Source organism: Pseudomonas sp. St29, assembly GCF_001547915.1.
GTDB lineage: Bacteria > Pseudomonadota > Gammaproteobacteria > Pseudomonadales > Pseudomonadaceae > Aquipseudomonas.
Genome location: NZ_AP014628.1, coordinates 850,194 through 870,172 on the forward strand (window position 1 = coordinate 850,194; position 19,979 = coordinate 870,172).

Genomic DNA, 19,979 nt, shown 5'->3' on the forward strand with positions numbered 1-19,979 from the left:
TTGCCGATTGCCCTGTGGCGAGGGAGCTTGCTCCCGCTGAGGGGCGCAGCACCCCATCTACGGCCTGTAAGCGTTTCAGGCATCCCGCGCCAGCAGGCTTTGCGATTGCTGCGCAATCGAACGGGAGCAGGCTCCCCCGCCACATTCCTCGTTCACCATCAGCGACGGTTGCAACAGCTGACGTGGGGCCGTTGTGCGGCTAAAGTGGTCGCCCCTTGTGCGTTATTTTCATTTGATCAGGCAGACCACGTGGCCCGGACCTTCGAGCTTGAAACCCTCAACATGCGCCTCAACGATCCGCAGTTCGCGCCCCTGGACCTGCATCAGCGCATCCAGCGGGCCTTGCGCGGGCTGATCCTCGACGGTGCTCTGGGCCCTGGGGTGAAACTGCCGGCCACCCGGGGTCTGGCCAAGTCGCTCGCGGTGTCCCGGGATACGGTGGAGAACGCCTATGTGCAGTTGCAGCGCGACGGCTTCATCGTGCGCCGCGAAGGTTCGGGGAGCTACGTCTGCGAAAGCATCGGCGCCCAGTTGCGCGGAGCCGCCCGGCGTCGCCTGCGTTTGCAGGAGCAGCCCCACAGCGCCCGGGAGCCGGGCTCGGGGCTGAGCCGCCGGGGCCGGATGCTGGTCGAGCGCGGCGGTGTCACCGACCAGCAGGCGGTGAGTGCATTTGCCACGGGCTTGCCGGAAACCCGCAGCTTTCCCCTTGATGTCTGGGAGCGCCTGCAACGCCAGGTGCTCAAGGCCTATCGCGGCAACGTCTTGCTGCACGGCGATCCGCAAGGCGCCGAGCCGCTGCGCCAGGCCATCGCCGCCTACCTGAACCTGGAGCGCGGGGCCAAGGTGCGTGCCGAGCAGATCCTGGTGCTGAGCAGTACCCGGCAGGCGCTGTACCTCTGTGCCCAATTGCTGGTGGATGCCGGCAAGCCGATCCTGATGGAGAACCCCGGCTACTTCGGTGCTCGCAAGGCCTTCGAGGCCGCCGAGGCCTGGATCAATCCCATCGATGTCGACGACCAGGGCATTCGCACCGACCTGCTGCGGGCCGATCGCAGTGGCGGTCAATGCGTCTACGTGACGCCGTCGCACCAGTACCCCAGCGGTGTGACCCTGTCCCTGGAGCGTCGCCTGGAGCTGACCCGCTGGGCCGCCGAGCACGGCAAGTGGATCATCGAGGACGACTACGACAGCGAGTTCCATTACGACGGCCTGCCCACCGCCTGTGTCCAGGGCCTGGACCCCTATCAGCGCACGCTCTACGTCGGCACCTTCAGCAAGACCCTCTACCCCGGCCTGCGCATGGGCTACATGGCCTTGCCCGATGAACTGGTGGGCGCCTTCAGCGCGGCCCGCAGCATCATGGATGGCCACACGCCGCAGATCCTCCAGTTGACCCTGGCGCGGTTCATGGAGGAGGGCCACTACAACGCCCATGTGCGGGCCATGCGCAAGCTCTACGCCGGGCGTCGGCAAGCCATGCTCGATGCCATCGGGCGGCATTTGCAGGGCATTGCCGTGGCCTTGCCGCCACCGGGCGGGTTGCAGATTCCTTGCCTGCTGGAGCCCGGCTGGAGCGAGGAACTGACCCAGCAACGGGCCGCCCGGGCCGGCATCCAGCTGCCGGGGCTCAGCCGGCTCTATGCCACCGAGCCGAAGCGGCAGGGCTGGTTGCTCGGCTACGCCTCGCTGAGCGCCCATGAAATCGAAACCACCATGGCTCGCCTGTCCCTGGCCCTGCGAAAGGCCTAGCTCAACGCCGGCCTTCAGGGGTTGGCGGCACGGCCGGCGAGGGCATTGGCCCGGCCGTGAATCAGCAGGTGCGCGGTCAAGCCGGCCACCAGCCCCCAGAAGGCGCCGCCGACCCCGAGCAGGGTGACGTTGGCTGCAGTGGCGAGGAAGGTGATCAGCGCGGTTTCCCGGGTGGCCGCGTCGGCCATGGCATTGGTCAGGCTGCCGCCGATCGCCCCCAATAGCGCCAGGCCCGCGAGGGTGCTGACAAAGGTCTTGGGCAGCACCATGAACAGGCTGGCCAGGGTCACGCCGAAGGTGCCCACCAGGATGTAGAACAGCCCGCAGGCGATACCGGCGATGTAGCGTTTTTTCGGGTCAGGATGGGCGTCCTTGCCGGTACAGATCGCCGCGGTAATCGCCGCCACGTTGAAGGCATGGGCGCCGAACGGTGCCATCAGCAGCGACCCCAGGCCAGTGACCGTGAGCACGGGATTGGCGCTGGTGCCGTAGCCGTCATTGCGCAACACCAGCATGCCGGGCATGTACTGGCCGGTGAGGGTGATGACGAACAGCGGCAAGGCCACTCCGAGCAAGGCCTGCAGGGAGAACTGCGGCGTGGTGAATACCGGCACGGCCAGGCTCAAGTGCACTGCAGAAAAGTCGATCCGTTGCTGAGCGATGAGCAGCCCCAGGCCGATGACCAGGATGCCCACCACGGCAAAGCGCGAGGTGAAACGCCGCAGCAAGGCGTAGGACACCAGCAGCACGATCACCAGCAGCGGGTCGGCGCTGGCACCGCCAAAGGCATTGATCCCGAACTGCAACAGAATGCCCGCGAGCAGGCCGGCGGCAATGCCCTTGGGGATCATCCGCACCAGTTTGTCGAAGGCCCCTGATGCGCCCAGCAGGATGAACCCCAGAGCCGAGATCAGATAGGCACCGATCACCTCGGCGTAGGGCGTGAATGGCATCACCGTGGCCAGGAAGGCCGCGCCGGGTGTGGACCAGGCCGTGATGATCGGCGCCTTGTAACGCAGGCTCAGCCACAGGCCGGAAAGCCCCACGCCCACCGACACCGCCCAGACCCAGGACGCGGTCTGGGCCGGTGACAGGCGCGCCAGTTCGGCGGCCTGGAACACCAGGACAAAGGTTCCGCCGTAGTTCACCAGCACTGAAATCAGCGCCGCCACGGTGGGTGAGAAAACATCGCTCCAGCGCAGGCTTGTCGCCGTTCTGTTCATCAGCCGCTCTCCATCCAGAAACAGGCTCCCAGGCTCGGGTGCCGGGAGGGAGTCGATTCTAGGGAACGGGTGGACTGTTGTTTCAGGCCGCATTTGCCATTGCTGGCAGACCGCTTTGCGAGCGCCGACAAAAAAGCCCGGCCTTGATTCAGGCCGGGCTTTGGGGTGTTGCAACCGTGCGGCTTAGTGCAGGGCGGGCTGCCCGGCCTTGCGCGCATGGCTCAGGCGGTAGAAGCCCCAGATCACCAGGACCCATACCGGAATCGCATACACCGAGGCGCGGATGCCCGGGATCATCCACATCACACCGACGATCATCAGCATGAAGGCCAGGCACAGGTAGTTGCTCAAGGGCGACCAGAAGGCCTTGAACGACGGCACCACGCCACGCTCGGCCATGGCCTTGCGAAAGCGCAGGTGGGTCAGGCTGATCAGTGCCCAGTTGATCATCAGCGCGGCCACCACCAGGGCGAACAGCAGCTCCAGCGCTTCATGGGGCGCCAGGTAGTTGACCAGTACGCAGAGCAGGGTGATGAGGGCGGAGATGCCCAGGGCCAGGATCGGCACGCCTTGCTTGTTGAGCTTCATCAGCGCCTTGGGCGCGTCGCCCTGTTCGGCCAGGCCGAAGAGCATGCGGCTGTTGCAGTACACGCCGCTGTTGTACACCGACAGCGCCGCGGTCAGGACCACGAAGTTGAGGATCTGCGCCGCCGCATCACTGCCGATCAGCGAGAAGATCTTCACGAAGGGGCTGCTGCTGTAGGCGTCGCCGCCAGCATTCAGACTCACCAGCAGTTCGTCCCACGGGTACAGCGACAGCAGCACGGCCAGGGCGCCGACGTAGAAGATCAGCACCCGGTAGACCACCTGGTTGATCGCCTTGGGAATCACCTTGCGCGGCTCGGCGGCTTCGGCGGCAGTGATGCCCACCAGTTCCAGGCCGCCGAAGGAGAACATGATGAAGGCCATGGCCATCAGCAGGCCGGTGCCTCCGTTGGGGAAGAAGCCGCCGTGGGACCAGAGGTTGCTCACCGACGCCTGGCTGCCGCCGCTGCCGCTGAACAGCATGTAGCAGCCCAGAACGATCATGCCGACGATGGCCACCACCTTGATGATGGCGAACCAGAACTCGGCCTCGCCGAAGAACTTCACGTTCATCATGTTGATCAGGTTGACCAGTACGAAGAACACCGCCGCACTGACCCAGGTGGGGATCTCCGGCCACCAGAACTGCACGTATTTGCCCACTGCGGTGAGTTCGGCCATGCCTACCAGGACATACAGCACCCAGTAGTTCCAGCCGGCGAGAAAGCCGAAGTAGCCGCCCCAGTACTTGTGGGCGAAGTGGCTGAAGGAGCCGGCCACGGGTTCTTCGACGATCATCTCCCCCAGCTGGCGCATGATCAGGAAGGCAATGAATCCGGCAATCGCATAGCCGAGGATCATCGAGGGGCCGGCGGACTTGAGAACCCCGGCCGAGCCGAGGAAGAGTCCGGTGCCGATCGCCCCGCCCAGGGCGATCAACTGAATATGGCGATTCTTCAAGCCACGCTTGAGTTCACCTTGCTTCAAGGTTTGATCCACTAACTTGCGCTCTCTTCTAGTTGTTATCAGGACCGATCCCAGGGTGAATGGGAGCGATCGCGGCTGAATGCTGATGGGATCAGATATTACTCTCGGTAAACCGCTCGTAATACAGCTGAACGCGGTTAAGTTGCTGTTCTTGCAGCCAGATTCGGATCGAATCGACCATCGGTGGCGGTCCACAGACATACAGGTCGCTGTCGTGGTCGCGCAGCTCGCTGCTGTCCAAGTGCTCGGTGATGTAGCCGCGCTTGCCCGACCACTGCGGGTCGGCGTCGCTGATCACCGGGGTGAAGCGGAATGCCGGCAAGCGTTCGCCCAGGGCCTGGATGCGCGCCAGTTCGCACAGATCGGCACTCTGGCGCACCCCGTAGTACAGGTGCACCGGTTGCTGGCAGCCCTGCTCGACGACCTGTTCGAGCATCGCCAGAAGCGCCGACAGCCCGGTGCCGCCGGCCACCAGCAGCAGCGGCCGGCTGATCTGACGCAGGTAGAAAGCCCCCAGCGGCGCCTCCAGCTCGATGCTGTCGCCCACCAGGCAGCGCTCGCGAATGTAGTTGCTCATCACCCCGTCGGGCAGCAGGCGGATAAGGAACTGCAACTGGTTGTCCGCCCCCGGCCGGTTGGCGAAGGAGTAGGCCCGGCTGCTGTCGGTGCCGGGAATCCGCAGGCGGGCGTACTGACCGGGGAGAAACTCCAGCGGCGCCTCGCTGCGGCCCAGGTCCAGGTGCAGGATCGCGGTGCTGTCCGACACCTGGCGCACATCGATCACCGAGCCGGTGCGTCGCACCGGATCGGCGTTGTGGCACAGGCTGGAATCGAAGTCGAAATAGAACGCCGCGTCGGACTGCACCCGGGTCTGGCAGGTGAGCATCTTGCGTTGCTCCAGGTCCTGGGGCGAGAGGGCTTCCTCGTCCACGTAGTCCTGGCTGTACTGGCCCGATTCGCAACGACCCTGGCAGGTGCCGCAGACGCCTTCGCGGCAGTCCAGGGGAATCTTGATGCCGTTGCGCAGGGCAGCGTCGAGCAGTATTTCATTGGCCTTGACCGGGAAGAACAGGGTCTTGCCATCGGCAAAGCTGAACGCGACCTTGTGCGTCATGAAGGGATGTCCGTCAAGTCAGAGGTGGTAGAAGTCGAGCACCGAGTTGATCGTGTCGTTGAGCAGCAGCACGTGCTTGCGCTGGATCAGCCAGCTGTCGCCATGGGGCTTGAGGTCGTAGGTGGCGTGACCGTAGAAGTCCTCGGAGGTGGCCAGGCGATAGAACAGCGTGTGCCAGTTCAGGCGCACCTGCAGCAGCCCGTTGGCGCCCTCGCTGATGCGCAGGTTGCTGACCATGTGCAGGGTGCGCGGCATGGGAATGGTCGACGCCGCCTTGCCGGTGCGCAGGCGGAACACCCGGTCTTCCAGCCCCGAACGGTTGGCGTAGTAGATCAGCGACATCTCGCGCTTCGGGTCCCGGGTGTAGACGTGTTCCGAGTCCCACTGCGGCAGGTGGAACTCGCTGTCCACGGCGAACAGCTGCAGGTAGGCGTCCCAGTCCTGGGCGTCGCAGAGCTCGGACTTGCGATAGAAGAATTGCTCGATCTGGTACTGCAATTGCGCATTCATGTTCATACCTCACGCAGTTTCAGGGGCTGGCGCTGCAGGCCGTCGAGGAGGAATTTCTGCCAGTTGCGGTGCTGGTTGACGTACAGCCCTTCATGGGTGATCTCGGTGCCGGTCATGGCCGGCTGGATGCCCAGGTTCTCGCTGTTGGCGGTGGGGCCGGTGGTCCAGCGGTGATGACCGCGCGAGACATCGCTCCAGCGCTCCAGGCGCCCCTGGAAGCCGCGCTGGGCCTCGCGAAACTCCACCAGGTCATCCGGCGTGCCCATGCCCGAGACGTTGAAGAAATCCTCGAACTGGCGAATGCGGTTTTCCCGGTCGGCATCGCTCTCGCCCTTGACCCCGATGCACTGGCTGATGATCTCGGTCTTGTTCCAGGCGATGGGGCGGATGATCCGCAGCTGCGAGCTGATCTGGTCGAGAAAGAACAGGCTGGGGTAGATGTTCAGGTTGCGCAGGCGGTGCATCATCCACTCGGCCTTGGCCTGGCCGTGCTCTTGCACCAGGCGCGGCATGATGCTGGCGTAGCCGGAGCGCACCGCCGGGTTGGGCATTTCGCTGAACAGCACGCTGTGGCCGTTGTTGAAGGCGAACCAGCCATCGTCGGTGCTGGCGTCGCCGGCGCCGAGCTTGCTGTAGTCCAGGGTGGCGCTGCTGCCGCTGCCGTTGTCGCGGTTGACCTGCTGGCGGTGCTGCACCGTGGCCACGTAGTTGTAGTGCACGGTGCTGACGTGATAACCGTCCAGGCCGTTCTCGTTCTGCAGCTTCCAGTTGCCGTCGTAGGTGTAGGCGGACTTGCCCGGCAGCACCTCCAGCTCACCGTTGGGGGACTGGGCGACCATCATGTCGAAGAAGATCCGCGCGTCGCCCAGGAAGTCTTCCAGGCTGTTGTCGGCGGCCACGTCCAGGCTGATGAAGACAAAGCCCTTGTAGCTGTCGATGCGGGCCTTCTTCAGGCCGCGGGTGGCCTTGTCGAAGCCCTCGTCGTATTCCCCCGGGGCCTTGACCTTCACCAGGCGCCCGTCGCTTTTGTAGCACCAGGCGTGGAACGGGCAGGTGAAGGTCGACTGGTTGCCCTTGCCGACCCGGGTCAGGGTGGTGCCGCGGTGCTGACAGGCGTTGATCAGGGCATTGAGGCGGCCCTCGCCGTCGCGGGTGATGATCATCGGCTGGCGCCCGGCGCGCAGGGTGATGAAGTCGTGATTGTTGGGCAGTTCGCTTTCGTGACAGGCGTAGATCCAGTTCTTCTCGAAGATCAGTTCCATCTCCAGATCGAACAGCTCGGGCTCGGTGAACATCTCCCGGGCGATACGGAACACTCCGTCCGCGGGGCGAAAATCCAGGCAGCCGTGGATGAAGTCCTGCCACTGCTCGACGCTTCTTGCACCACTCATGAGTCGGTACCTTTTTTATTCAGGTCAATCGGGTGCCGTCATTAGAGAGAGTGCGGGGCGCCGGTGGCTATCCGCTTAGTCGGCCAAGGCCATCCATAAAATTGCCTGGGTAGTTGCGACCCACCTTCGAGCGGATAAGCGATCGACGGCTGCATCCCGGGGCGCCGATCGGCTACTGTGAGCCCGGCCAGATGAGGACGATGGGGTCGGGTTATCCACTTAGTCGGCGATTGCTATCCACTGGGTTGGCAGCGTTGCCGGCTGGCGCAAAACTTGCCCTGTCACACAAGACGCGCCGTCAGAGCGCGCTGAATAACAATTGCCGTGGGTGCGCCGTGATGAATAGCAAGGCTGATGGGCTGTTTCGCGAGATTCGTATCGATCGCTATGACCTTGAAGGGGCCAGGAGCTGGATGTCGGGTATCTGTGGGCCGCATCGCCTGGAAACCGCGACCCCCGAACGGATCCGTTTTCACCACAGTGCCAACGTGCTCAGGTCACGCTCCACGACCCTGGGCATCATCGAGTACGGCACCGATGTGACCGTCGATATCGAGGACACCGAGCGCTTCAGCAGCTACAGCCTGAGCCTGCCCCTGTGCGGCGAACAGGAACTGAGCAAGGACGGTCGGCTGCTGCGTTCGGACCGCGACCAGGGGGTGATCGTTGCCCCCAACGAAAGCCAGGTGCTGGCCATCTCCGGCGACTGCCGCAAGCTGCAGGTGGTGATTTCCCGGCCGGCCATGAGCGAAGCCCTGGAGACCCTGCTGCAACGCCCGGTCGAGCAGCCGCTGCGCTTCGAACCGGCGATGGACGCGCGGCAGGGGGCCACCGCGGCCTGGTGGCGCATGGCCCAGCACTTCATCGGCGAGCTGACCCAGGGCAACGAGCTCTATGAACAGCTGGCCTTCACCCGGGAAATCGAAAGCTCGCTGATCAAGGGCCTGATCCTGGCCCAGCCCAACAACTACTCCAGCGAGCTGCGGGCCATGCTCGGGGTCAAGCTGCCGCATTACCTGGTGCGAGCCCGCCAGTACCTGCACGAGCACGCCCGTGAAGCGGTGCACCTGGAGGACCTGGAAGCCGCCGCCGGTGTCTCGCGCTTCAAGCTGTTCGAGGCCTTTCGCAAATACTTCGCCCTGTCGCCCATGGCCTATCTCAAGCGCCATCGGCTCAACGGTGTGCGCCAGGACATTCTCGAACACGGCGCGGCGCGCAATATTTCCGAGATCGCCCTGGGCTGGGGTTTCACTCACCTGGGGCGTTTTTCCGCCGAGTACCGCAAGCTGTTCGACGAGGCGCCCAGCGCCACCGCGCAGCGCCATCCGGCACGGCGCCCGGTGGGGTTCTAGGGCGGACTACTTGCGCAGTACCAGGTCCAGCAGGCCGTCCTGCTCCTTGATCTTCTGCAGGACGATTTCCGAGCGAATGTCGGTGACCCCCGACGCGCGGTTCAGGTGATTGACGATGAAATCCGAGAAGTGCTTGAGGTTGCGCGCCTGCACCCGCAGCACGTAGTTGCTGGCGCCGGTGATCACGTAGGCGGCCACCACTTCCGGCCACTGCTGGACCTTGCCGATGAACGTCTCGTGCCAGCCTTCCACGTCCTGGCGCAGGGACACGTGGACGATGGCTTCCAGCTCGATGCCCAGGCGCTCGGCATTGAGCTGGGCGCGGTAGCCGCTGATGATTCCGTCGCCTTCGAGCATGCGCAGGCGGCGCAGGCAGGCCGAGGGTGAAAGGGCCACTTTCTCCGCCAGTTCCTGGTTGCTGATACGTCCATCCTGTTGCAGGAAGTAGAGGATGCGCAGGTCGGTGGAGTCGAGGGTCATGGCTGGCATAAATCCGCGTTTTTTATTGGAGGATTAGAATTTTATTCGAGATTAGTACGGTAACGCGCTGCACTTTGCACGAAAATTCTAGCTGGCTTCGTCCATTATTTCCTGAGTTTGCGGGTCGCCCAGACCCCGTGCCCGGCCTGTTCCAGGCGGGCATGACCTTGACCAAGACAGGACTTCCAATGATCGATAAAAACCACTGCCTGCGTCTCGATGAACAGGACCCACTGGCGCCGCTGCGCCAACAGTTCGCCCTGCCCGAGGGGGTGATCTACCTCGATGGCAACTCCCTGGGTGCCCGCCCTGTGGCGGCCCTGGAGCGGGCCCGGCAAGTGATCGAGCAGGAGTGGGGCGACGGCCTGATCCGCAGCTGGAACAGCGCCGGCTGGCGTGACCTGTCCCAGCGCCTGGGGGATCGCCTGGCCCCGCTGATCGGCGCCGGCAGCGGCGAAGTGGTGATCACCGACACCACGTCCATCAACCTGTTCAAGGTGCTCAGCGCCGCCCTGCAGGTGCAGGCCGGGCGCGCCCCCGAGCGGCGGGTGATCGTTTCCGAGAGCAGCAACTTTCCCACCGACCTGTACATTGCCGAGGGCCTGACCCGGATGCTTGAGCAGGGCTATTCCCTGCGCCTGGTGGACAGCCCGGACCAACTGCCGGCGGCGATCGACCAGGACGTGGCGGTGGTGATGCTCACCCACGTCAACTACAAGACCGGCTACATGCACGACATGCAGGCCGTCACCGGACTGATCCACGAAGCCGGCGCCCTGAGCATCTGGGACCTGGCCCACTCGGCCGGCGCGGTGCCGGTGGAGCTGACTCGCAGCGGCGCCGACTACGCCATCGGCTGCACCTACAAGTACCTCAATGGCGGCCCGGGTTCGCAAGCCTTCGCCTGGGTCGCCCCGGCCCTGTGCAACCTGGTGACCCAGCCGTTGTCCGGCTGGTTCGGCCATGCCCGGCAGTTCGACATGGCCACCCAGTACGAACCCGCCAGCGGTATCGCCCGCTACCTGTGCGGCACCCAGCCGATCACTTCGCTGGCCATGGTCGAGTGCGGCCTGGAGGTCTTCGAGCAGACCGACATGCAGAGCCTGCGGCGCAAGTCCCTGGCCCTCACTGACCTGTTCATCGAACTGGTGGAACAGCGCTGCGCCGGCCACGACCTGAAGCTGGTGACCCCGCGTGATCACGCCAAGCGCGGCAGCCACGTGAGCTTCGAACACCCCGAAGGCTACGCGGTGATCCAGGCCCTGATCGCCCGTGGCGTGATCGGCGACTACCGCGAGCCGCGGATCATGCGTTTCGGCTTCACCCCGCTGTACACCCGCTTCAGCGAAGTCTGGGACGCGGTGCAGATCCTCGGTGAAATCCTCGATGAAAAAACCTGGGCCCAGGCGCAGTTCCAGGTACGTCACAGCGTGACCTAAGGCGCGCTTCATCCCCTGGTCGCCGCCGCTCGCGGCGACCAGGCAAGCGGCACAAGGACGGGCCGTCACAACGATTCATACGTGCACACAACAATAAAGAGGCACTCAAAGTGACCACCTCCAACAAGGGTTTCGAAGCGATCTCCAATCGCGAGCACGGCCTCAGGCGCCAACTGACCGCCGGCCAGATGAGCATGATCGCCATCGGCGGGGCCATCGGCACCGGCCTGTTCATGGGCAGCGCCTATGCCATCGGCTATGCCGGCCCCAGCGTGCTGCTGAGCTACGCCATCGGCGCGCTGATCACCCTGATCCTGATGGGCTGCCTGGCGGAAATGACCGTGGCCCATTCCACCTCCGGTTCCTTCGGCGCCTATGCCGAGTTCTACGTCAGCCCGCTGGCCGGTTTCCTGGTGCGCTACGCCTACTGGGCGGCCATCGTCCTGGCGGTGGGCGCCGAAGTCACGGCCATCGCTATGTACATGAAGTACTGGTTCGCCAACGTTCCGGAATGGGTGTGGATCATCTCCTTCTCCAGCGTGCTGATCCTGCTCAACGCCATCAGCGTGAAGACCTTCGGCAACTTCGAATACTGGTTCTCCACCATCAAGATCGCCGCCATCGTCGGCTTCATCATCCTTGCGGTGTACGTGGTGTTCGGTTCCGGCAACCCCGACTACGGGCTGCACAACTACAGCGCCCACGGCGGCTTCTTCCCCAACGGTTTCGAGGGCATGTGGATCGCGGTGATCGTGTCGATCTTCAGCTACCTGAGCGTGGAGATGATCGCGGTGGCGGCGGGGGAGGCCAAGGACCCGCAGCGCGCGGTGAAGCAGGCCTTTCGCGCGACCATCGTGCGCCTGGTGGTGTTCTACCTGCTGACCCTGGCGCTGATGCTGGCCATCGTGCCCTGGGTCCAGGCCGGCAAGGCCCAGAGCCCGTTCGTCACGGTGATGCAGACCATCGGTATTCCCGGGGCCACCGGGGTGATGAACTTCGTGATCCTGATCGCCGCGCTGTCGGCGATGAACAGCCAGCTCTACATCACCACGCGGATGATGTTCAGCCTGTCCCGCGCCGGTTACGCACCCAAGTCCATGGGGGCCTTGAGCAAGAGCGGGATTCCGCTCAATGCCCTGTTGCTGTCCAGCTCCGGCATCGCCCTGGCGACCCTGGTCAACGTGCTGTACCCGGAAAGCTCGTTCACCCTGATGATGGCGATCTCGATGTTCGGCGCGATCTTCACCTGGTTCATGATCTTCCTCACCCACTACTGCTTCCGCCGCTATCACCAGCGCCATGGCGAGCAGCAGCTGTCGTTCCGCATGCGCCTGTTTCCCTACAGCACCCTGCTGGGGCTGGTGCTGATGGGGGCGGTGATGATCACCACCTTCTTCACCGAGGCGTTCAAGATGACCCTGGTGTTCGGCGTGCCGTTCCTGCTGTTGCTGACCCTGGTCTACTTCCTGTGCTTCCGTAAGCCGAGGACGGTCGCCGGGTTGTCCGAGGTCTGAGGCCACGCCTCCCGGGTCGCCCTAGAGGCTGCCCAGGGGGCACTCCTCGCGAGCCTGTTGCAGGCTGGTCTCGAAAATTTCGAGCCTGCCCTGCAACTGTTGCAAATCATCGATCTGCCGTTGCAGCTCGCGCCTCTTTTGCGCCAGGGCGGCCTGGGCGCGGTCCCAGGGAAAGGCCTGGCCCTGGTGCGTGGCGAACACCTGCTGCAACTCCTTGAGCTTGAACCCCAACTGCTGCGCGCACTTGATGAACATCAACTGCTCGACGCTCTGCGCGTCATACAGGCGGTAGCGACCCTGGCGCGGAGCTGCGGGCAACAGGCCGATGGCTTCGTAATGACGGATGCTCTTGACCGTGGTTCCGGACAGTTGCGCGGCTTGGCCGATGTACATGAAGGCTCCTTTTCCAGTACCGGGCCGTCCGGCGGTGGACGGCGTTGCGCATTATCCGGCGCTTTCACTGCCTGGCAAGGTACTGCGCCTGCATCAGCCAATCCGCCTTGCGTTGTTCGCTGGCGTCCAGCACCGGGCCAAAGGTCAGGGTGCGCAACGGCTTGATGCCGCAGAAATCCAGGGTGGTGCGGCGCATCTGCTGCAAGCCGGGCATGCGGTAGAACCAGCGGAAATACCAGGGCGGGGTGTCCATGGTCACCATCAGGTGGGCGGTGCGGCCCTTGAGCAGTTGCTCGGGAAAGGCCTTGCCGGGGCGGTACTTGAAGGCGAAGCCCGGCAGCAGCACGCGGTCGAGAAAACCCTTCATCAGCGCCGGAATCCCGCCCCACCAGATCGGGAAGACCCAGGTCAGGTGCTCGGCCCAGAGGATGTCGGCCTGGGCTTGGCGCAGGTCCTCTTCCAAGGGCTGGATCTGCCGGTAGCCTTCATGCAGGACCGGGTCGAAGTGCAGGTCGCCGAGCCTGAGCTGGCGCACCTCATGCCCGGCCTCCTGCGCCGCCTTCACGTAGCGCTCGCTCAATGCCGCGCACAGGCTGTGGCGCGAGGGGTGGCCGAGAATCACCAGGATGCGTTTGCTCATTACCGTGGTCCTTGAGGAATAAACCCCAAGGCTAAAGTCTGCCCCTAGGGGGAGAGTCAAGGTTCCAGCAGCGCGCGACACAAACCCTGTGCGTACAGCGGCAGGGCCTCGAAGTCGCGGGCGCACAGCAACAGCCGGCGCCGTGCCCAGGCCTCCTCCAGGGGGCGGCTGTGCAGTTGCAGATGCGGGTTGCGCTGCAGGGCGGCCAGGGGCACCAGGGCCAGCCCGGCGCCACGGGCGACCATGCGCAGCAGCGCGTCGAAACCCTCGGCGCGGATGCGCAATGGCATGCGCCGGCCCAGGTGCAGGGCCTGTTCCTCCAGGTACACCGCCAGGGCGCTGTGGCTGGCCAGGCCGACATAGTCGTAGGCCAGGCTGTCGCTGAAGCTGGGGGCCGGCTGGGCGCTCAAGGGGTGGTCCGGGGGCATCGCCAGCACCAGTGGATCGTCGCGAAATGCCCGGGTCATCAGGCCTTGGGTGTCGACCGCGTCGGAGACGATCCCCAGGTCCGCGGCGCCCTGGCGCAGGGCATGGGTGATGCGCTGGCTGGGCAGTTCCTGCAGCTCGATATCGACCTGTGGATGGCTGTGCAGGAAGTCCGCCAGCAACTCCGGCAGGTACTCGCTGAGGGCGGTGGTGTTGCACAACAGGCGCACCTGGCCCTTGACCCCCCTGGCGTACTCACCAAGGTCCTGTTGCAGGTGCTCGGCGTACAGCAGCAGCGTTCGCGCGTGCTGGGCCAGGGCCTTGCCAGCGGCCGTCGGGCGGATGCCGCGACGCCCGCGTTCGAGAAACTCGATGCCCAGGGAGGCTTCCATGGCGCGGATTCGAGCGCTGGCGGCGGCCAGGGACAGATGGCTGCGAGCGGCCCCGGCGGTGATATTGCCGGCCTCCAGAATATTCAGGTACAGGCGCAGGTCGATCAGATCGAAGTGCATGGGACATCCCTCGGCGAACATCATCTCTGTAGGAGCCGGCTTGCCGGCGAAGAGGCCTTCGGATTTTGCATCGGGCTTGAGCACGCCTTCGCTGGCAAGCCAGCTCCTACAGCGGTGGCGGGCAATAGGTTTTGGCATGTGCCTCTTGCTGGGCAAGAGGCTGGCTCAGTATATGGCAGATTTTCAGCACGCCGCTGCGGGTGCAGGATTGGCCCATGAACAGCTCACTCGCGTTTTATCAGCATCTCGGAATGGCCCTTTCACTGCTGGTCATCGGCACATTCTTGCTGGCCGGCATGGTCAAGGGCGTGATCGGTCTCGGCCTGCCCACCATTGCCATGGGGCTATTGGGGCTGGCTATGGCTCCGGCGCAGGCTGCGGCCTTGCTGATCATTCCGGCGACCCTGACCAATCTCTGGCAACTGGCCTTTGGCGGGCACCTGCCGGCGTTGCTCAAGCGTCTGTGGCCGATGTTGCTGGCGATCTTCGTCGGCACCGTCGCCGGTTCCCTGTGGCTGGGCATCGAGGGCGGGCATTGGGTGGTGCGCGGGTTGGGCGCGGCGCTGCTGCTGTATGCCCTGAGCGGCCTGCTGCTGCCGACCTTGCGGGTGTCGGCGGCCCGGGAGCGTTGGCTGGCGCCGCTGTGCGGGCTGGTCACCGGGGTGATCACCTCTGCTACCGGGGTGTTCGTGATCCCGGCGGTGCCTTATCTACAGGCCCTGGGCTTGAACAGGGACTCACTGGTGCAGGCCCTGGGCCTGTCGTTCACCGTCTCGACCCTGGCCCTGGCCGGCGGTCTGCTGTGGCGTGGCGCCCTGGGCGGCGCCGAACTGGGGGCGTCCGTGCTGACCCTGGCTCCGGCGCTGCTGGGCATGTGGTTGGGGCAATGGTTGCGCCAGCACATCAGCGCCGTGCTGTTCAAGCGGGTGTTCTTCATCGGCCTCGGGCTGCTGGGCGGGCACTTGCTGATCAGTGGCTAGAGCTTGTGCTCAGCGTCCAGCCGAGGCCGGGCTGAGCATGTCGATGGCGCGGATCTCGAAATCGCGCTCCAGGTAGTCCATGCGCGCGGCGAGAAACTGCTGCATGTGCGGCAGGCCCGAGTGGCTATCCAGCGCCTCCTGGGAGGCCCAGACCTCGTAGAAGATGAACAGGCTCGGGTCTTCCCGGTCCCGCAGCATGTGGTACTCGATGCAGCCGGCTTCAGCGCGGCTGGCGGCGACATGGCTCAGGAAAAACGCCTCGAAGGCGTCGGCGCGTTCGGCGCGGGTCTTGGCGTGGAGGATAAAGGCCTGGGGCGTGGACATGCACAAAGCACTCATTGACGGGAAAGGTGCTGAGAATCCTAAGGCAAAGATCGGCTGTCGATTCGTGCATTTTGGTCAAATGTATTTTGAGCAACCCGGGCTTATTCTCCGCTCCCGGCCTGATTAACCTGCCGCCATCGTTTGCAACCTTCACAGCCCGCCGCTGCCAATGCGCGATGGGTTGTCCCCGATGAGGCCGGATCATGAAAAAAGTACTGCTGCTCAATGGCGCCAAACAGTTCGCCCACTCCGATGGCCGCTACAACGCCACCCTGCACGACACCGCCCTGGCGGTGCTGGATCGCGGTGGCCTGGAGGTAAAGGTCACCCATATCGACGAGGGCTATGACATCCAGGAAGAAGTGGCGAAGTTTCTCTGGGCCGACGTGATCATCTACCAGATGCCCGGCTGGTGGATGGGCGCGCCGTGGATCGTCAAGAAGTACATCGACGAAGTCTTCACCGAAGGCCACGGCAGCCTCTACGCCAGCGATGGCCGGACCCGCTCCGACGCCTCGCAGAAATACGGCAGCGGCGGTCTGATCCAGGGCAAGCAGTACATGCTCTCGCTGACCTGGAACGCGCCGCAGCAGGCCTTCGAAGACCCGACCGACTTCTTCGAAGCCAAGGGTGTGGACGCGGTGTACTTCCCGTTCCACAAGGCCAACCAGTTCCTCGGCATGAGCGCTTTGCCGACCTTCCTCTGCGTCGACGTGATGAAGCGCCCGAACATCGAAGGCGATGTGCAGCGTTATGCGCAGCACCTCAAGGCGGTGTTCAATCTCCAGGGCTGAATCCGGCTACTATTGAGCGCCTTGAAGCGGGCCTGCGGTTTATCCAGGGCCCACCTGCGCCGATAAAGGACTCCTGTGAAAGCCCGATCCGACGAGTTGCAAGTCTTGGTTTGCGTCATCGAGTGCGGTTCGATTTCCGCCGCGGCCGAGCAATTGGCCCAGACCCCTTCGGCGGTCAGCCGCAGCTTGTCGCGGCTGGAGGCCAAGCTCGAGACCACGCTGATCAACCGCACCACTCGACGCATGGACCTGACCGAAGAAGGGCGCTACTTCTTCGAACAGGCCAAGCGCATTCTCGATCAGATGGACGAGCTCGAAGAGCGCCTGTCGTCGCGCCAGCGCACCCCGTCCGGGCGCTTGCGGATCAACGCCGCAGCGCCCTTCATGCTGCACGCCATCGTTCCCCATGTGGCCGAGTTCCGCCGCCTGTACCCGGACATCCAGCTGGAGCTCAACAGCAACGACCTGATCATCGACCTGCTGGAGCAAAGCACCGACATTGCCATCCGCATCGGCGTGCTGGCGGATTCGACCCTGCATGCCCGCTCCCTGGGCTGCAGCCCGTTGCACATTCTTGCCAGCCCCGATTACCTGGCCCGCCACGGCACCCCGCAGAGCGTGGCGGAACTGGCCGGGCACACCTTGCTCGGGTTCACCCAGACCGAAACCCTCAACCACTGGCCGTTGCGCCATGTGCATGGCGACCGTTGGCAGATCCAGCCGGACATCAGCGCCTCCAGCGGCGAGACCTTGCGCCACCTGGCGCTGGAAGGGCAGGGCATTGCCTGTCTGTCGCATTTCATGACCGTCGACGACATCCGCGCCGGACGCCTGCAACCGCTGCTGGCCGCGTTCAACAGCGGCTATCGTCAGCCGATCAACGCGGTGTACTACCGCAACTCGCAACTGGCCCTGCGCATCCAGTGCTTCCTGGATTTCATCCAGGGCAAGCTGGCCGATTACGCCCACCCCGAATTCCAGGGCTGAAAGCCCCGTTCCCCGCCTATCACCCGTAGGAGCCGGCTTGCCGGCGAAGAGACCCCCAGGTTTTGCGCACGTCTTGAAATCGCTTTCGCTGGCAAGCCAGCTCCTACGGTGGCTGTGCGTATCGGGTCTGTCCGGCAATCGATCCCTTGTAGGAGCCGGCTTGCCGGCGAAGGGGCCCCCAGGTTTTGCGCACGTCTTGAAATCGCTTTCGCTGGCAAGCCAGCTCCTACGGTGGCTGTGTGCATCGTGTCTGTCCGGCAATCGATCCCTTGTAGGAGCCGGCTTGTCGGCGAAGGGGCCCCCAGGTTTTGCGCACGTCTTGAAATCGCTTTCGCTGGCAAGCCAGCTCCTACGGTGGCTGTGTGCATCGTGTCTATCCGGCAATCGATCCCTTGTAGGAGCCGGCTTGCCGGCGAAGGGGCACCCAGGTTTTGCGCACGTCTTGAAATCGCTTTCGCTGGCAAGCCAGCTCCTGCGGTGGCTGTGTGTATCGGGTCTATCCGGCAATCGATCCCTTGTAGGAGCCGGCTTGCCGGCGAAGAGGCCCCCAGGTTTTGCGCACGTCTTGAAATCGCCTTCGCTGGCAAGCCAGCTCCTACGGTGATCCATGGCTGAGGCTTGGGACGTTCGTGCCACGATTGGCGATTGCTCACCCCCCCGTCTCGGGCCTAAGGTTCTTGCCGTTCAAAAACAAGAAAAGGAAGGACTTTATGCGCATTCTGTTGTTCAAGTCCCTGGCCCTGACGGCCGCCATCGCCGCCAGCGGTTCGGCCTTTGCCGTGACGCTGGAAGGTGGCGCGGTAGCGGCGCCCAACCAGTACGGCGCCGATGTCGCGGCGCAGATCCTGAAGAAGGGCGGCAACGCGGTGGATGCGGCGGTGGCCACCGCGTTCACCCTGGCGGTGACCTACCCCGAGGCCGGCAATATCGGCGGCGGCGGGTTCATGACGATGTACATCGACGGCAAGCCCTACTTCCTCGACTACCGGGAAACCGCGCCCAAGGCCGCGACCCGGGACATGTACCTGAATGAAAAGGGCGAGGTGATCGAGAACCTGAGCCTGGTGGGCGCCCGCGCCGCCGGGGTGCCGGGCACCGTGATGGGCCTGTGGGAAGCCCACCAGAAGTTCGGCAAGTTGCCGTGGAGCGAGCTGATCACCCCGGCCGTGGGCTACGCGAAAAACGGTTTCAAGGTGGCGGACAAGCAGTACCAGTACCGCGAAGATGCGCTGAAGCTGTTCAACGGCAGCACCAACTTCGGCGACTACTTCGGCAGCATGAAACCCGGTGAAACCTTCCGTCAGCCGGAGCTGGCCGCGACCCTGGAGCGCATCGCCGACCAGGGCGCCAAGGAGTTCTACAGCGGCAAGACCGCCGACTTGCTGGTGGCCCAGATGCAGGCCGACAAGGGCCTGATCACCAAGCAGGACCTGCAGGACTACAAGGTCCAGTGGCGCCAGCCGCTGCAGGTGACCTTCCGAGGCAACACCCTGTACACCGCGCCGCCGCCCAGCTCCGGCGGGGTCGCCCTGGCGCAGCTGATCAGCATCAAGGAAGAGCGCGCCGCGGACTTCAAGGGCGTCGAGCTGAACTCGGCCAAGTACATCCACCTGCTGGCGGAAATCGAGAAACGCGTATTCGCCGACCGCGCCGACTACCTGGGCGACCCGGCGTTTTCCGAGGTGCCGGTCAAGCAGCTGACCGACCCGGCGTACCTGAAAAAACGCGCCGCCGAAGTCAACCCGAATGCCATCTCGGCCACCGAGAAGGTGCGTCCCGGGCTTGAGCGGCACCAGACCACCCACTTCTCCATCGTCGATGCCCAGGGCAACGCGGTGAGCAACACCTACACCCTGAACTGGGACTACGGCAGCGGCGTGGTGGTCAAGGGCGCGGGCTTCTTGCTCAACGACGAAATGGACGACTTCAGCGCCAAGCCCGGCGTCGCCAACGCCTTTGGCGTGGTCGGCGGTGACGCCAACGCCATTGCTCCCGGCAAGCGCATGCTGTCGTCCATGAGCCCGAGCCTGGTGACCCGTGACGGCAAGGTCACCCTGGTGCTGGGCACCCCCGGTGGTTCGCGGATCTTCACCTCGATCTTCCAGGTGCTGAACAACCTCTACGACTACCACCTGCCCCTGGAGAAGGCCGTGGCCGCGCAGCGCGTGCATCACCAGTTGCTGCCCAAGGACACGATCTACTACGACGCCTACGCGCCGCTCACCGGCAAGGTCGCCGACGAGCTCAAAGCCATGGGCTACACCCTGGAAGACCAGGGCTGGGAGATGGGCGACATCCAGGCGATCCGGGTCAACGGCACCGCGCTTGAAACCGCTTCCGACCCCCGTGGTCGTGGCGTCGGCAAGGTCGTCAAATAACCGCTGAACCGCTGTAGGAGCCGGCTTGCCGGCGAACGGGCCCGTCAGCCTGGCGCCCGATCGAGCGCCGCTTCGCTGGCAAGCCAGCTCCTGCCTTTGTTGCTCACGCGCCGACGAGCGGCTGTTCGGCGGCGCTTCAATTCCGTACCATTGCGCGCCTTTTTCCGCTCTCCCCCAGGACCGCGTCCGCCGGTCCGTCGA

The 19,979-nt window shown here is 64.3% G+C and carries 17 protein-coding genes and 1 pseudogene; 8 read left to right on the top strand and 10 right to left on the bottom strand.

Annotated elements, in window-relative coordinates:
• Positions 1-249: 249 nt before the first annotated feature.
• A complete protein-coding gene (gene pdxR, locus PST29_RS03765) occupies positions 250-1,749 on the top strand; it encodes a MocR-like pyridoxine biosynthesis transcription factor PdxR (RefSeq protein ID WP_060837412.1) in 1,500 nt (499 codons plus the stop codon).
• 14 nt (positions 1,750-1,763) lie between these two features.
• Here pdxR and PST29_RS03770 read toward each other — a convergent pair whose 3' ends face one another.
• From PST29_RS03770 to antA, 5 genes are all read right to left on the bottom strand, one after another.
• On the bottom strand, positions 1,764-2,972 hold the full coding sequence (locus PST29_RS03770; protein WP_060842405.1) for a benzoate/H(+) symporter BenE family transporter: 1,209 nt from the start codon (positions 2,970-2,972) through the stop codon (positions 1,764-1,766).
• A 183-nt stretch (positions 2,973-3,155) separates the two neighbouring features.
• The gene (locus PST29_RS03775; protein WP_060837414.1) at positions 3,156-4,556 is read right to left on the bottom strand and encodes an amino acid permease; all 1,401 of its coding nucleotides are present in this window, start codon (positions 4,554-4,556) and stop codon (positions 3,156-3,158) included.
• 79 nt (positions 4,557-4,635) lie between these two features.
• The gene (gene antC / locus PST29_RS03780) at positions 4,636-5,658 is read right to left on the bottom strand and encodes an anthranilate 1,2-dioxygenase electron transfer component AntC (RefSeq protein WP_060842406.1); all 1,023 of its coding nucleotides are present in this window, start codon (positions 5,656-5,658) and stop codon (positions 4,636-4,638) included.
• 18 nt (positions 5,659-5,676) lie between these two features.
• Complete coding sequence (gene antB / locus PST29_RS03785; RefSeq protein ID WP_060837416.1) at positions 5,677-6,168, bottom strand: anthranilate 1,2-dioxygenase small subunit; 492 nt, start codon at positions 6,166-6,168, stop codon at positions 5,677-5,679.
• Positions 6,169-6,170: 2 nt separating this feature from the next.
• Complete coding sequence (gene antA, locus PST29_RS03790) at positions 6,171-7,559, bottom strand: anthranilate 1,2-dioxygenase large subunit (RefSeq protein WP_060842407.1); 1,389 nt, start codon at positions 7,557-7,559, stop codon at positions 6,171-6,173.
• Between the two features lie 338 nt (positions 7,560-7,897).
• Here antA and PST29_RS03795 point away from each other — a divergent pair, with 338 nt between their 5' ends.
• Positions 7,898-8,911 (top strand): AraC family transcriptional regulator, encoded by a 1,014-nt coding sequence (locus tag PST29_RS03795; protein WP_060837418.1) that lies wholly within the window; start codon positions 7,898-7,900, stop codon positions 8,909-8,911.
• Between the two features lie 6 nt (positions 8,912-8,917).
• On the opposite strand, the gene PST29_RS03800 is transcribed toward PST29_RS03795, so the two are convergent.
• A complete protein-coding gene (locus tag PST29_RS03800; protein WP_016964416.1) occupies positions 8,918-9,391 on the bottom strand; it encodes an Lrp/AsnC family transcriptional regulator in 474 nt (157 codons plus the stop codon).
• A 188-nt stretch (positions 9,392-9,579) separates the two neighbouring features.
• On the opposite strand from PST29_RS03800, the gene kynU reads away from it, so the two are divergent.
• Positions 9,580-10,830 (top strand): kynureninase, encoded by a 1,251-nt coding sequence (gene kynU, locus PST29_RS03805; protein ID WP_060842408.1) that lies wholly within the window; start codon positions 9,580-9,582, stop codon positions 10,828-10,830.
• A gap of 110 nt (positions 10,831-10,940) precedes the next feature.
• Positions 10,941-12,369: pseudogene (locus PST29_RS03810) on the top strand (amino acid permease).
• Here PST29_RS03810 and PST29_RS03815 read toward each other — a convergent pair.
• The 3 genes from PST29_RS03815 to PST29_RS03825 form a co-directional block, all read right to left on the bottom strand.
• Positions 12,366-12,737 carry a MerR family transcriptional regulator gene (locus tag PST29_RS03815; protein WP_060837421.1) on the bottom strand — a complete coding sequence of 124 codons (372 nt, stop codon included), beginning with the start codon at positions 12,735-12,737 and terminating at the stop codon, positions 12,366-12,368. The pseudogene PST29_RS03810 and the gene PST29_RS03815 overlap by 4 nt on opposite strands.
• A 64-nt stretch (positions 12,738-12,801) precedes the next feature.
• Positions 12,802-13,377 carry an NAD(P)H-dependent oxidoreductase gene (locus tag PST29_RS03820; RefSeq protein ID WP_060842409.1) on the bottom strand — a complete coding sequence of 192 codons (576 nt, stop codon included), beginning with the start codon at positions 13,375-13,377 and terminating at the stop codon, positions 12,802-12,804.
• 56 nt (positions 13,378-13,433) lie between these two features.
• The gene (locus PST29_RS03825) at positions 13,434-14,315 is read right to left on the bottom strand and encodes a LysR substrate-binding domain-containing protein (protein WP_060842410.1); all 882 of its coding nucleotides are present in this window, start codon (positions 14,313-14,315) and stop codon (positions 13,434-13,436) included.
• A 215-nt stretch (positions 14,316-14,530) separates the two neighbouring features.
• Here PST29_RS03825 and PST29_RS03830 point away from each other — a divergent pair, with 215 nt between their 5' ends.
• Positions 14,531-15,295: a sulfite exporter TauE/SafE family protein gene (locus PST29_RS03830; protein WP_060842411.1), complete on the top strand. Its 765-nt coding sequence runs from the start codon at positions 14,531-14,533 to the stop codon at positions 15,293-15,295.
• A gap of 9 nt (positions 15,296-15,304) precedes the next feature.
• Here PST29_RS03830 and PST29_RS03835 read toward each other — a convergent pair whose 3' ends face one another.
• On the bottom strand, positions 15,305-15,619 hold the full coding sequence (locus PST29_RS03835; protein ID WP_060837425.1) for a putative quinol monooxygenase: 315 nt from the start codon (positions 15,617-15,619) through the stop codon (positions 15,305-15,307).
• Between the two features lie 203 nt (positions 15,620-15,822).
• Here PST29_RS03835 and PST29_RS03840 point away from each other — a divergent pair, with 203 nt between their 5' ends.
• The 3 genes from PST29_RS03840 (at position 15,823) to ggt (ending at position 19,778) form a co-directional block, all read left to right on the top strand.
• Positions 15,823-16,413 (top strand): NAD(P)H-dependent oxidoreductase, encoded by a 591-nt coding sequence (locus tag PST29_RS03840; RefSeq protein ID WP_060842412.1) that lies wholly within the window; start codon positions 15,823-15,825, stop codon positions 16,411-16,413.
• 75 nt (positions 16,414-16,488) lie between these two features.
• Positions 16,489-17,400 (top strand): LysR family transcriptional regulator, encoded by a 912-nt coding sequence (locus tag PST29_RS03845; RefSeq protein ID WP_060842413.1) that lies wholly within the window; start codon positions 16,489-16,491, stop codon positions 17,398-17,400.
• A 710-nt stretch (positions 17,401-18,110) separates the two neighbouring features.
• Positions 18,111-19,778 carry a gamma-glutamyltransferase gene (ggt, locus tag PST29_RS03850; protein ID WP_060842414.1) on the top strand — a complete coding sequence of 556 codons (1,668 nt, stop codon included), beginning with the start codon at positions 18,111-18,113 and terminating at the stop codon, positions 19,776-19,778.
• The last annotated feature ends 201 nt before the right edge of the window (positions 19,779-19,979 follow it).